Annotated in this window: 14 protein-coding genes; 1 reads left to right on the top strand and 13 read right to left on the bottom strand. The window is 40.3% G+C overall.

The window, feature by feature from the left end; translation table 11 throughout:
* Positions 1-32: 32 nt before the first annotated feature.
* The 13 genes from PAENI_RS07355 to PAENI_RS07295 form a co-directional block, all read right to left on the bottom strand.
* Positions 33-623, bottom strand: a complete 591-nt coding sequence (locus tag PAENI_RS07355; protein WP_149644837.1) for a dihydrofolate reductase family protein — start codon at positions 621-623, stop codon at positions 33-35.
* Between the two features lie 66 nt (positions 624-689).
* Entirely contained in the window at positions 690-1,688 is a 999-nt protein-coding gene (locus tag PAENI_RS32930) for a globin-coupled sensor protein (protein WP_149644836.1), read from the bottom strand.
* A gap of 237 nt (positions 1,689-1,925) precedes the next feature.
* The gene (locus PAENI_RS07345) at positions 1,926-2,549 is read right to left on the bottom strand and encodes an NAD(P)/FAD-dependent oxidoreductase (RefSeq protein ID WP_149644835.1); all 624 of its coding nucleotides are present in this window, start codon (positions 2,547-2,549) and stop codon (positions 1,926-1,928) included.
* Between the two features lie 32 nt (positions 2,550-2,581).
* Positions 2,582-5,014 carry a heavy metal translocating P-type ATPase gene (locus tag PAENI_RS07340; RefSeq protein WP_149644834.1) on the bottom strand — a complete coding sequence of 811 codons (2,433 nt, stop codon included), beginning with the start codon at positions 5,012-5,014 and terminating at the stop codon, positions 2,582-2,584.
* 206 nt (positions 5,015-5,220) lie between these two features.
* A complete protein-coding gene (locus PAENI_RS07335; RefSeq protein ID WP_042192011.1) occupies positions 5,221-5,550 on the bottom strand; it encodes a four-helix bundle copper-binding protein in 330 nt (109 codons plus the stop codon).
* A gap of 104 nt (positions 5,551-5,654) precedes the next feature.
* Positions 5,655-5,891, bottom strand: a complete 237-nt coding sequence (locus PAENI_RS07330; RefSeq protein WP_060625785.1) for a glutaredoxin family protein — start codon at positions 5,889-5,891, stop codon at positions 5,655-5,657.
* A 108-nt stretch (positions 5,892-5,999) separates the two neighbouring features.
* A complete protein-coding gene (locus PAENI_RS07325) occupies positions 6,000-6,320 on the bottom strand; it encodes a metal-sensitive transcriptional regulator (protein WP_042131123.1) in 321 nt (106 codons plus the stop codon).
* Between the two features lie 73 nt (positions 6,321-6,393).
* Positions 6,394-7,419 carry a cation diffusion facilitator family transporter gene (locus PAENI_RS07320; protein ID WP_149644833.1) on the bottom strand — a complete coding sequence of 342 codons (1,026 nt, stop codon included), beginning with the start codon at positions 7,417-7,419 and terminating at the stop codon, positions 6,394-6,396.
* A gap of 237 nt (positions 7,420-7,656) precedes the next feature.
* Positions 7,657-8,373, bottom strand: coding sequence for a purine-nucleoside phosphorylase (deoD, locus tag PAENI_RS07315; RefSeq protein ID WP_149644832.1), 717 nt, complete (start codon positions 8,371-8,373; stop codon positions 7,657-7,659).
* 114 nt (positions 8,374-8,487) lie between these two features.
* Complete coding sequence (locus PAENI_RS07310; protein ID WP_149644831.1) at positions 8,488-9,309, bottom strand: methyl-accepting chemotaxis protein; 822 nt, start codon at positions 9,307-9,309, stop codon at positions 8,488-8,490.
* A 224-nt stretch (positions 9,310-9,533) separates the two neighbouring features.
* On the bottom strand, positions 9,534-11,063 hold the full coding sequence (gene ahpF, locus PAENI_RS07305; protein WP_149644830.1) for an alkyl hydroperoxide reductase subunit F: 1,530 nt from the start codon (positions 11,061-11,063) through the stop codon (positions 9,534-9,536).
* A 14-nt stretch (positions 11,064-11,077) separates the two neighbouring features.
* Positions 11,078-11,641, bottom strand: a complete 564-nt coding sequence (gene ahpC / locus PAENI_RS07300; RefSeq protein ID WP_042192019.1) for an alkyl hydroperoxide reductase subunit C — start codon at positions 11,639-11,641, stop codon at positions 11,078-11,080.
* A 229-nt stretch (positions 11,642-11,870) separates the two neighbouring features.
* Positions 11,871-12,749 carry an aminoglycoside phosphotransferase family protein gene (locus tag PAENI_RS07295; RefSeq protein ID WP_149644912.1) on the bottom strand — a complete coding sequence of 293 codons (879 nt, stop codon included), beginning with the start codon at positions 12,747-12,749 and terminating at the stop codon, positions 11,871-11,873.
* Between the two features lie 170 nt (positions 12,750-12,919).
* On the opposite strand from PAENI_RS07295, the gene PAENI_RS07290 reads away from it, so the two are divergent.
* Positions 12,920-13,513 (top strand): YdeI/OmpD-associated family protein, encoded by a 594-nt coding sequence (locus PAENI_RS07290; protein WP_149644829.1) that lies wholly within the window; start codon positions 12,920-12,922, stop codon positions 13,511-13,513.
* The last annotated feature ends 71 nt before the right edge of the window (positions 13,514-13,584 follow it).

The following is a 13,584-nucleotide window of genomic DNA, read 5'->3' as shown; positions in this document are numbered from 1 at the left end:
GAATATTCTGAAGGAGTGTTTCATTTCAAAGATTATATGCGATACGTTAAGCCTACTACACCGTTACTGTAAGCTTTTGAGTCCACAAGATGAAGTGGGACTTGATTCGTGATCTCGTCAAAAAGACGCATGCCAGAGCCAACGACTACGGGGCAGATATTAAGCCTAAGCTCATCTAACAATCCATTTTGTAATAGGGATCTGACTAATTTCGGACTACCAGGGATCTGAATGTTCTTTCCAGGCTGTTGCTTTAGCTCCATTATCTCCTCAAAGAGATTGCCCTTGATCAGGCTCGCAGGTTGCCATTCGAGCATGTCCTCCGTAATCGTACTGGAGACCAGATATTTGTCAGAATGGTTCAGGAATCTTGCCATGGGTAGATCGTCACTCTGATGCTGCCAGAACTGGGCTAACATCTTGTAAGTACGTGGTCCAAGCAGTACAGTATCCGCCTGTGCAACACCCGCAGCAATCGTCTCATTCATTTCATTGCTCCCCCACTTCTTAGGTGAGGCTTCAAGCGAGTCTACAACCCCATCCAGCGACATGAATAAACCTGCCACAATCTTTCTAGATGAATTTTCTGCATCTTGTTCATGATGATCTACAGGCACACTCATCACTCATCGCTCCTTGTACCAGAAATGAGTAGTTAACACTCGATCCGCAATATAAGACATTCTTGATTATTTCAAGTTTTCTAACTCGACGGTCACTTTTTCAATCAGATTCACGAAGGAAGCCAGTTCTTGAGAGCCCTTCACCTGATCTCTGGAATACATGGAATTGTGTTCCGATTCTTTTTTCACCTTTGACAGTGTGGAGTTGATATTATTCAGCTTCTCATCAATCGTCCCTATTGAATCTTTAGAGCGACGAGCTAACTTGCGCACTTCATTCGCGACGACTTCAAATCCTCTACCATACTCCCCTGCTCTTGCCGCTTCAATGGCTGCGTTTAAGCCCAAAAGATGCGTATGATCAGCTACTTCCCTAATCATTGTACCCACTTGATGAATAGACTCTACCTCTTTGTCGAGATATAACACAGTTTGATGTGTTTTCTCTTGATAATCAGCATTCTTACTAGCTAATTCCTCAATGGATTCACTGCTATCTTTCAGTTGAACCATTAAGGATACTAATTCTTGAACCGCAGAACTAACACCTGTAAGCAAATGGTTTTGCTTTTCCAATAAATTTTCTATTTTTGCTTTTTCATCGACTTCGTAGGCTTCAAGAACCAACTGTGAATCCAGATTAAACATCTTGGTTAATGCATGAATGACGGGTTTCCAATCAGTCGGTAATATCCGTTCAAAATAAGCTGTAGCGAGATCCAAATATAATATGTAAGTGCCCAAATACCAATTCGTGGTCAGACCAATACGCGAGTGAATTTTGCCTATAAGCAGTCGTCTTTCAATAAATGCTTCATCAATCACACCCGAGGCCATGGATAAAAAATACCACTGTTGTGTTTCCTTCAATCGATCAAGCGTACTGTGCTGTTCAATGATGTGAAGTAGCTCAGGTTCCTCTATCATCTGCTTATACAATTCATCTACAAGGGAGCTTACGATTTGCTTGAATTCTTTCTCCTTACTTTTCAATACATTTAAATCAGCCTCAGTAATCCCAATATAGCTAACTTGCTGTTTTCGTTCTGAACTAAGATTGATCATAATTTGGTCAACTTCCCTCTCATTCTGTTTATATAATGATCATCGCATCTTCCATGCCATCCCCTATGGCATCTATTTATCTTGATAATAAAGGTATTATTTTTATAAATTTTAACACTTTATTTACTTAAATAGTTTATTAATTTTACAAACTTTTCATTTTGTACATTATTCTTAGATCACACAAAAAAGAGGAGCTCCTGTAAAGGAAGCCCCTCTTAAAATTATAACCTTACCCTACACTGCAACAACTTGTTGCAGCAATTCTATCGTTGTCCGGTCAATGAATTTTCTGAATTTCTCTTTGCCTTTGGCGTTGGCTTTATAGTAGTTAATCAATGACAAAATCACTGGAATGAGTTGATCTTCACTTAGCCCTGATCTAAGAGATTGTGCGATTGAAGTCTTAAGTCCTTTAGGTTCTCCTCCAATAAAAACCTCATAGGTATTACGCATTTTGACAACACTAATGTCTTTCAACAAAGGCTCGCTTGTTCCGAGTGCACAGCCCGCATAACCAATCTTCAGTGGCATAGGTGTTTCAATCCCTGCGATGGACTGATTTAATTTCTGTGCAACTGCCAGACCTGCTTCCTCAGCCCCTTTACAAAAATTACAAGCAATCAGGCTTTTCGTGACAAAACCCGCTGGATATACTTCCAAGCCTGTACGCTCAAGTTGTTCCACAATCTCTTCACGATGTTCCAGAGGTACCTCCAAATATAGCTGTTTAAAAGATGTCATTTCAATTCTTGCATTCGTCCCTACAATAGCTCCAATTGTAGCAAGCTGCTCTGGCGTGAACAGGCTTCCTCCCACTTGAATTGGAGGCGCAACTGCGATTTTCGTTATCTCTCCCATATCCTTATCTCCGTCTCCATTCCTCAAGCGATTTAGTTACGGATCTTCACACGTTGTAGACGAAGCGCGTTAAGTACAACGGAAACCGAACTGAGAGCCATTGCTGCACCTGCTACCCATGGAGCCAAGAAACCAAGTGCTGCGATTGGAATCCCAAGGGAGTTGTATCCAAGTGCCCAGAATAGATTTTGTTTAATATTAGTCATCGTTTTACGGCTCATGTAGATGGCATCAGGAATACTGGATAGATCGCCTCGCATTAAAGTAACATCCGCAGCTTCCATAGCCACATCCGTACCGGTACCGATTGCCATCCCAATATCTGCAGTAGCTAGAGCTGGAGCATCATTAATACCATCGCCAACCATAGCTACTATCTTTCCTTGCGCTTGTAATTTTTTCACTTCCTCCGCTTTTCCTTCTGGAAGCACTTCAGCGCGTACATGATCAATGCCAACTTGGGCAGCGATCGCCTTTGCCGTACGTTCGTTATCTCCGGTAATCATGATGACCTGGATTCCCATTCCTTTCAACCGACTGACAGCAGCCTGAGAGGTTTCTTTAATGGTGTCCGCAACAGCTACCATACCTACGTACCCTTTATTTATAGCAACAAGCATTGCTGTTTTACCGGATTCTTCTAAAGTAGACATGATGTTATAAGCATGACTTGCCTCTACACCGTATTTGTCCATGAGACGCCGAGTACCAATTAACAGCTCTTTGCCTTCCACGACAGCCTTGATCCCAAAACCCGGTATAGCTTCAAAAGACTCTGTCCCTGGCAATTCAATATTTCTTTCCAAGATGCCTGCGACAATAGCTTCTGCAAGTGGATGTTCTGAATTCTTCTCGGCTGCACCCACCAGTCTAAGAAATTCTGTCTCGTTGCCTTCGACCAAAATATCGGTAAGCTCAGGTTTGCCCTTTGTTACTGTGCCTGTTTTATCCAAGATAATCGTATCAATTTTATGTGTTTGCTCTAAATGCTCTCCGCCTTTGAACAGGATTCCCAGTTCAGCTGCACGTCCGGAACCAGCCATAATGGAGGTTGGCGTAGCCAGACCCAAAGCACAAGGGCAAGCGATAACCAGAATGGCGATTGCTTTTTCCAAAGCTCCTGCAAAATCACCCGGTGTTACGATGAAGTACCACACTAAAAATGCAATAACGGCAATCCCAACAACGATAGGAACAAAGATACCAGAGATGACGTCAGCAACCCGTTGAATAGGAGCTTTTGAACCTTGCGCTTCTTCTACCACTTTGATGATCTGCGCAAGAGCAGTTTCCTTACCTACTTTTGTTGCCTTAATTCGAAGCATACCGTTTTTATTAATCGTCGCTCCAATGACGGAATCTCCGGCTTTCTTTTCAACAGGGAGGCTTTCTCCGGTCAGCATGGATTCATCTACCGAAGAGATCCCTTCCAGAACTTCACCATCTACAGGTACTTTATTCCCTGGACGAACAAGTACTATATCACCAGTAATAACTTCTTCTACCGGAATGCTTAATTCTTCACCATTGCGGACAACTAAAGCTGTCTTGGCTTGCAGTCCCATCAAGGATTTAATAGCTTCTGAGGTCCGTCCTTTTGCCAAGGATTCGAACAATTTTCCCATTAGAACCAGAGTAATCAATACTGCACTCGTTTCGTAATACATTTCTGGTCCATGATGCGCGCTCCCACCATCGACAGCCCAAACAATGGTTAAATAAAGGCTGTAAAAAAAGGCCGCTGAGGTCCCAAGTGAAACTAGAACATCCATGTTCGCACTGCCGTTACGTAGTGCTTTATAAGCACCGATGTAAAATTGTTTACCAATATAAAATTGAACTGGTGTTGCCAAAATCAATTGGAACCATGGATTCATAAAAAGATCAGGCAGCCATATCCACGAAGTGAAGGAAAAGTGGCTCACCATCGCCCACAGCAGTGGAAACGATAGAATCGCGGAGATCAGCAGCTTACGTTTTTGCTTGGATAAATCTTGTTGTCGCTGTTCCGCTGGGTCACCTTGCTCTTGTTTGGGAACAGCCTTGTATCCAAGCTTCTCCACCCGCTTCTGCATGTCAGATACAGAAACTTCAACGGGATTATATTCGACATGTGCTGTTTCCATCGCAAAGTTCACACTAGCGGTGCTTACGCCAGGCAGTTTATTCAGAGTCTTTTCAATTTTCAATGCACAAGCAGCGCATGTCATACCTACAAGCTGTAAATCTACAGCTTCTTTAGCCGTGCTATACCCTAGCCTCTGAATACTTGCTTCCATCTTACTTACGTCCACTATGTTCGGATCATAAGTCACTGTAGCCCTTTCCATTGCAAAGTTTACGTTGGCTTCTGTTACACCTTCTAACTTGTTCAAGCCTTTTTCTATGCGGTTTGCACAAGCAGCACAAGTCATCCCTGTGATTTGTAATGATGTTTGTGATTGTCCCGCCGCAGCAGTAGTCATTATATAAACACCTCTTCCACTTTTGTGATGATTTCCATTGTTTGCATCATCCTCTTCTTAACATTAGTATACCCCCCTACCCTATATTATGTCAAGCGACAAGCTATACTCTAAATACTTAAAAAGGAGTTTTCTCAGTAACAGAAATCCTGTTTCTGAGAAAACTCCTTCATGAATCCGTCCTCTCTGAAGAGAGTCCTACTGAGTTAAGCAGCCATTTCACGGCAGATTTTCGCACAGGCAAAACATGCTTCTGCACATTGCTGGCAATGATCATGGTCATGCTTTTTACATTCGTTGCCGCAGGCTTCACAAGCCTCTGCACAAGCTAAACATAAGGCCTTGGCATATTTACTGTTCATCGACAGGGCATGTGCAGTGAATCCGCATATTTCCGCACATTCACGATCCAGGCGAATGCACTCCTTCATCATTCCAACATGATCTTCCTCCAAGCAAGATGAGTAACAGTGATTACAAGCCACCATACATTTTAAACATTCTTCAATACACGCCTTGTAGTTTTGATGTGACATCATAAAAGCTCCTCTCAAGATGTAATTTAGTATAGTCCCCTACTCTATATATACCCAATCGTGAGCTAACTTATCATGCTCAGAGAAATTGTCCGAACTGAACATTAGACAAGCAGCTGTTTCTCAATTTCTTGACGATTGAACACAAATCCGAAGAATACCTGATTGTTAATGAAAATGGTAGGAACCAATCTTTTTCCAGTTCGATTAAATAACGTATCTGCATGGTCAGGATGATCTGCAATATTAAATTCAGTAAATGGAATATGATGCTCACTTAAGAACTTTTTAAAATTTCTGCAATCCTCACAAGTCGGTGTTGTAAATACCTCTACGTTCATATGGGTCGTCCTCCTTCAGTATATTTTCTAACAGAATTAGTATACCCCTCTATACTATACATGAATCTAAATAAAAAAAGGATTCCAACGAATCCTTTCTATTATCAATTATTTAATTAATTTATTGATGGTAATTAATAACTCATCTAACACTTCATTTTCACCATCTTGAATTCGTTCTACGACACAGCTCTTCATATGATGTTCTAACAAAAGCTTTCCTACGCCGTTCAAAGCAGATTGGACCGAAGAGATTTGATGCAGCACATCATCACAATAGGTGTCCTTCTCAATTAATCCCTTTAGCCCTCTTACTTGTCCTTCAATTCTATTGAGTCGGCTAACCAGGTTCTTTTTTGTCTTCTCAGAGTGATGACTTTTTCGTTCACCCGTGCTACATGATTCGTGCTCGTGCGTATGATCTTCCATGCACCAATCACTCCTTTCCATATAGTTTTATTATACTATAGCCCCCCTAATCTATTCAAAATATAAAATATAATTAGACTTTCATCACTTCATGGGATATCACCGATGTCTCAATTTGAATAGTAGTATGCTGGATTTTGAAGCGTTCCGCTATTAACTGAATGGCTTGCTGCAAAATACGTTGATCATCTTCCTGATCTTTGATTAAGAGATGGCAGCTTAGTGAATCAAGACCCGAGGTAATTGTCCAAATATGAAGATCATGAACATTTATAACGCCCTCGATATTTTCTAGAACTGCCTTCACCTCAGAAGGATTCACTGTAATCGGTGTACCTTCCATAAGAACATGAACGGTATGTTTGATGATTCCCCAAGCGCCTCTAAGAATTAATAGAGCAACTATTACGCTTATAATCGGATCAGCAATATACCAGCCAAAAATCATCATAACTAAACCTGCAATAATAGCCCCCACCGAGCCTAAAGCATCGCCAAGCACATGAAGATAAGCGCTGCGAAGGTTTATGTTATTCTTTACATCTCCTTTTCTCATAAGAGACCAAGCACTAGCAACATTGGCTAAAAGACCTATACATGCGATCAGCATCATAGAACCACTTGCAACCGTAGGCGGCTCGAAGAATCGGCCATAAGCTTCCACGATGATAAAACCAGCAACTACAAATAAGGTGACCCCATTCAATAGTGCCGCTAGAATTTCAAACCGATGAAATCCATATGTTTTATTGGGAGAGGCAGGTTTAGTTGCAAACCAGACCGCTACTAGGCTTAATGCTAAGGAGCTTGCATCGTTTAGCATATGCCCACTATCCGATAGCAGCGCTAAGCTGTTAGTGATCAGTCCGCCAAAAAACTCCAAAAACATAATTCCTACCGTAATTATTAATGCAATCATTAGTCCTTTTTTATTTCCGCTAGGATCAAAATGATGATGACCGTGAGGCCCATGGGAATGATCATGTCCTGCATGGGAATGATTGTGATCGCTGTGATTGTGATCGCTGTGATCGTGATCAGAGTGTTGCCCGTCTAAGTGCTCAATCTGATGATTGTGATTATTCTTCTTGTCCTTCATGATTTACCTCCTATTTACCTTCAGCAAGATAGTATTTGTATGCGCGCGCAGTGGTATTCAAAAGCTCCAGATCATAATAACATATGAACAAATGCTCATATGTTATTATGATCTGGATTTTTCTTCTTGTCAATAACGAACCTAAGGGTATATCCTCTTTAGTCATGAAAACACAAAAAAACACCTCTATACAATTTCTGTATAAAGATGTTTTAGTTTATCTTTCACTTCTTAATCTTAAAGAGAAATCGCTGCTTCTAATGCAACTTCCATCATGCTGTTGAAAGAATTTTGTCTTTCTTCTGCCGTGGTTACTGCATGAGTAACTAATGAATCTGAAATAGTAAGAATACATGCTGCTTGTTTACCTAATACTTTCGCATTATGGAACAATGCATAGCTCTCCATTTCTACACATACACAGCCATGTTCATTGTAAAATTCATTGTGGCCTGGCACGTTATCTTCATGATAGAATACATCGCTTGAATGAATTCTTGCCGTCAAAAGTGGCTTGTTAATACGTTTAGCCGCTTCTTCAATGACTTCGTTCAATTCTTTACTTGGCAGCTGTACGTCTCCTTCTACACCACTTTGCACATAGGCGTATGTAGATTCACTCCACGCACTATCCGCCAGTACCACATCAAATAAATTCAATTTATCAGTGTAGGCACCTGCACTACCGATGCGAATGATGTTTTCCACACCATAATTTTTGTATAGTTCATAAGAATAAATACCGATACTTGGCATTCCCATTCCCGAACCCATTACTGACACTTCTTTACCTTTGTAAGTGCCTGTATATCCAAACATATTCCGTACCGTATTAAATTGGGTTGGGTTCTCCAAATAGGTTTCTGCGATATACTTCGCTCTTAACGGATCTCCTGGCATTAATACTGTTTTGGCGATTTCACCATTTTGTGCTGCATTGTGCGGCGTTGACATAATTTATTCCTCCTAAGTTTGTTACTCAACTACTATCTTACTATACCATCCATGAATTTAAATATACGTTTAAAATATTCTTTTGTTTCAACAAAAAAAGAACTGATTCTCTTACTACAATTTATTCGCAAACTCGTTAAGCTTTTGGGACATTATTTTTATTTCCTCAATAAATGCAGAAGTATGCTGAACAGATGCAGCCTGTTCTTGTCCGATAGCCGCTATCTTCTCTATCGAATTAGCCATTTGGTTCGTAATCCCCTTAATTTGTAGCATGGTTTCATTTATATTTTGAGTTGAAGAAACGGTTTCCCGTGAAAATTTCCGAATTTCCTTAGCTACGACTTCATATCCTCTTCCCTTCTCACCTGCATGAGCCGCTTCTATTGCTGCATTCAGCCCGAGTAAATTCGTTTGGTCAGCAACCTTTTTAATAATCGATAGGACCTCTGTAGTATTCTCCACATCTCTACCAGCTTGTTGGGATTGAATAAGTAGTTGCTGAGAGTAATCCGCAAGTGAATTGGATCCATACGAAATATTATTGATTTGCTCATTAGCTTGGGTCAGTGATTCTGAGATCTGTTCTACAATAGCCTTTAATTCACTTTGTCTACGAATCTGAACTGCAATCCCGCCAATGACCTGACCGTTTTTATCGTGAAGAGGTGTCGCTGTACCCGTAAACTCGAATCCATAAAAGTTGGCCGGAACATCGGACTTTAATGCTTGATTCTCTCGTATAGCTATGTAAAGCGGTTCTTCTTTGTTTAAAAGCTGTCCTTCGGTAATGTTTAAATTAATGGTATCGCCAGGAAAATAAGCAACAAACCGATCCAAATCACATATGGCTATGGATAAATCAGCCGGAATAGATAATTTTATTATAGGTATAATCGCGATAAATTTGTCTAAAGATTCAATATTATTAATCACAGAAATATAGTCTCCATTCCAGCAAAAGGTTTTTCCAACCGTGCTAAATTCTCAATTTTGCTTAATTCATATTTGAAATATGTATTCAAGAAATCCTCATAAAATCCTCCAAAAAAGTTTACAAATCCCCTTTTTCGCTCATAACATACGGATAGCATACAAAAAAGCCCCCACCTTGTGAAAAGTGAGGGCTTTGAGTTACTTGCTTTTATTAACAGTATCGATTAGTTACGGATCAGATAATCAAATGCACCTAAAGCTGCAGTTGCACCGGATCCCATCGAAATGATGATTTGTTTATAAGCACTATTAGTGCAATCGCCAGCAGCAAATACTCCTGGTACATTTGTAGCACCATTGCTATCTACAACGATCTCGCCAACGCGAGTACGTTCAACCATGTCACCTAACCAATCTGTGTTCGGAACCAAACCGATCTGCACAAACACACCCTGTAATTCAATATGGTGAGTTTCTTCTGTCGCACGATCGATATAAGAAATACCATCTACCTTATCAGTTCCGGTAATTTCTTTCGTTTGCACGTTCTTAAGCACAGTAACGTTAGGTAGGCTGTAGAGACGATCTTGCAGTACGGCATCTGCTTTGAGCTCTGGAGCAAATTCCAGAACCGTTACATGCTTCACTATACCCGCAAGGTCAATAGCTGCCTCAATCCCTGAATTACCGCCGCCGACAACGGCAACATCTTTGCCTGCAAATAAAGGACCATCACAGTGTGGGCAGTAGGCTACGCCTTTATTCTTGAATTCAGCTTCACCAGGTACACCCATATTGCGCCAACGAGCACCTGTCGACAGAATGACCGTCTTACTCTTTAGAACAGCACCGTTCTCGAGTTCAACTTCAATTAAATCATTCTTATCTAAACGTGTGGCACGTTGTAACTTCATCACATCAATGCCATACTCTTTCACTTGCTCTTCGAGTTTAGCCACTAGCTGAGGACCTTCAATGTAATTTACACTGATAAAGTTCTCAATACCAAGTGTGTCGTTAACCTGTCCACCTAAGCGTTCAGCGACAATCCCTGTGCGAATTCCTTTACGCGCTGCGTAAATTGCTGCACTTGCACCTGCTGGGCCACCGCCAACAACAAGTACATCATATGGAGCTTTATTGTCAAACTCTGATGCGTCTACAGTACTACCCATTTTAGCTAGAATTTCTTCAACCGTCATACGACCACTTTCGAAAAATTCACCGTTAAGGTAAACGCTTGGAACAGACATAATTTCTTTGCGTTCTACCTCTTCTTTGAACACTCCGCCGTCAATCATCGTATGGGTAATCCCAGGATTGAAGATACTCATTAGGTTCAGTGCTTGTACAACATCAGGGCAATTGTGACAGCTTAGGCTGACATAAGTTTCAAACTTATATTCGCCATTAATGCTTTTGATCTGATCAATAACACTTTGCTCAACCTTAGGCGCTCTTCCGCTAACTTGCAATAGAGCCAACACTAATGAAGTAAACTCATGTCCTAGCGGAGTTCCCGCAAAGGTTACGCCCGTATCTTCACCCACACGATTTACGCTAAAGCTTGGGGTTCTAGGCAGTTCGGTTTTTTCTACCGTTATCCTAGCTGACATTTTGGCAATTTCATCAACCAGCGCTTCCATCTCTTGAGATGCTTCGTCAGAGCCTGCACTGATTTTCAGTACTACGTCGCCTTCCAAGAGTTCTAGGTATTGAGCTAGTTGAGCTTTTATTTCTTGATCTAATTTCATTTAGCTTTCGCTCCTTAAATCTTACCTACAAGATCGAGACTTGGTTTAAGAGTTTCTGCACCTTCGGACCATTTCGCTGGGCAAACTTCACCTGGATGATTGCGTACATATTGTGCTGCTTTGATTTTGTTAACAAGTGCACTAGCATCGCGACCAATACCACCAGCATTAATTTCAACGGTTTGGATAATACCGTCTGGATCAATGATGAATGTACCACGATCAGCAAGACCGTCAGCTTCGATCAGAACATCAAAGTTACGGGAAATCACATGAGAAGGATCGCCGATCATAATGTATTTTACCTTGCCAATAGCTGCAGAGCTTTCATGCCATGCTTTATGTGTAAAGTGAGTATCTGTGGAAACGGAATATACTTCAACACCCAATTGTTTTAGGGTTTCATATTGGTTTTGCAGATCTTCAAGTTCAGTTGGGCATACGAATGTAAAGTCAGCTGGGTAGAAGCAAACTACACTCCATTTACCTTTAAAGTTTTCTTCTGATACATCGATGAATTTCCCATCTTGAAATGCGCTTGCTTTGAATGGTAGGACTTCTGTTCCGATAAGTGACATATTATTTAAATCTCCTTTAAGTTTTATTTTTTGTGGATACAATATTCAAATCTGCAAACATCACATATCTGAATACTATTTGTAATTATTATAATTAACCAAATTAAGGCCTGTCAAGTTATTTATAATAATTCTAATATGATAATCGTTGTCAGTCGCTAAATGTTCATAAATTATCATACTTATGAACTAGTATGGGTTAGTTTACATGTTTTATGTAGGGCAATTTCTACAATTCGAAGTCATCTGCTATTAGATTGATAATATTTAAAGATTCTCTCGCTACCTTTGGGTTAGAATATCGATTTCCATTATATGTGATTAATGCTTTCCATAAAGCCCATCCTCTTGCTCTATTCCAAGTCTCTTCATCCATCTGTAATACATCCTTGAATACCTTTCTACTATCCTCATCAAAAAAGGTCCATGCCATTGCCGCATCACAAGCAGGATCGCCTACACCCAAGATTCCGAAATCAATGACTGCACACAGCTTTCCATCTTTGACTAGTAAATTCCCTGGCGCAATATCTCCATGAACCCAAACCGGCTTGGAATTCCATTTAGAATCTAATGCTAATTCCCAGATTTCTCTCAATAGATCTTCTTTAAAAATATCTTTATTATGCTCAATCGCATGTCTAGACTCTTCATCATATACCGCTAAAGATCCACCTCTATAGAAATTATGTTCTCCTGCTAAAGGCCCCCTACTAGCATCAATAGATTGTAATTCAATTAAAAATGCTCCCAAATCTCTTGCAAACTGGTTAAGATCATTAATATTTTGGTGCGTTAATGTCTCACCCTCTACCCACTCATTGATAGACCACGGCAATGGATATTCTTCGTTAGGCTCCCCTTTGACTAATGGTATTTGAATAGGTAACGTGAGTTCTTTACTTAATATGGGCAACCATTGTTGCTCTTTCTCTACTTGTGGAGCATAAGCTGCTGCACTTGGTAACCTCACGCTCATATGCTCACCTAAATGAAACGTACGATTATCATTCCCGCTGAATTTTACTGGCCTAATCTCTAAATCGGACCACGCGGGAAATTGTTCATTAATTAATCTTGCAACTAAATCGACGGTAATTGTATTCATAAATACCTCGCTAACATAAGTTTTACTAGCCATTTCCATAAGAGACATCTAATATTATGTTAGCTTTACTAGTGTCTGTATGCAAACTATGCAATTAGATCAGCCACAAAAGGGACAAGCTAAGTAAGTAGAAATCTTAATATGATTACGAGGAAGAAGGGTGTTCCTTAATGACTAATAGTAAAACGAATCCTAAGGTGGACGGATTTCTAAGGAAAGTAAAACAGTGGCAGGAAGAATACGAGATGTTGAGAAATATCGTTCTTGACTGTGAGTTGACTGAAGACTTTAAATGGATGCATCCTTGTTACACGTTTGAGAACAAAAACATAGTCTTAATCCATGGATTTAAAGAATATATTGCACTGCTGTTTCATAAAGGTGTCTTATTAAAGGATACCCATGGAATTCTGATTCAACAAACGGAGAATGTACAAGCTGCACGCCAAATCCGGTTCACCAATGTTCAAGAGATCCTTGAAAAAGAAAGCATTATAAAAGACTATATTTATGAAGCCATCGAAGTTGAAAAAGCTGGTTTGGAAGTGGAATTCAAAAAGAATACAGATTTCATCATTCCTGATGAATTTCAAACTAAACTTGATGAAATGCCTGCCTTGAAAAATGCTTTTGAAGCTTTGACGCCCGGGCGGCAAAAAGCATACCTTCATCATTTTAATGAGCCCAAGCAATCCAAAACTCGAGTATCTAGGGTTGAAAAATGGATGCCGCAAATTCTGGATGGAAAAGGATTAAATGATTAAGTTGTATATGAAGAAGCAACCTTAGATCGGTGAACAATCCGAACTGAGGTTGCTTCTTCTCTTTTTACTAA

Source organism: Paenibacillus sp. B2(2019) (assembly GCF_008370385.1).
Taxonomy (GTDB): Bacteria; Bacillota; Bacilli; order Paenibacillales; family Paenibacillaceae; genus Paenibacillus_AQ.
The sequence above is the reverse complement of the archived record's forward strand: the minus strand, read 5'-3'. Positions and strand labels throughout refer to the sequence as shown.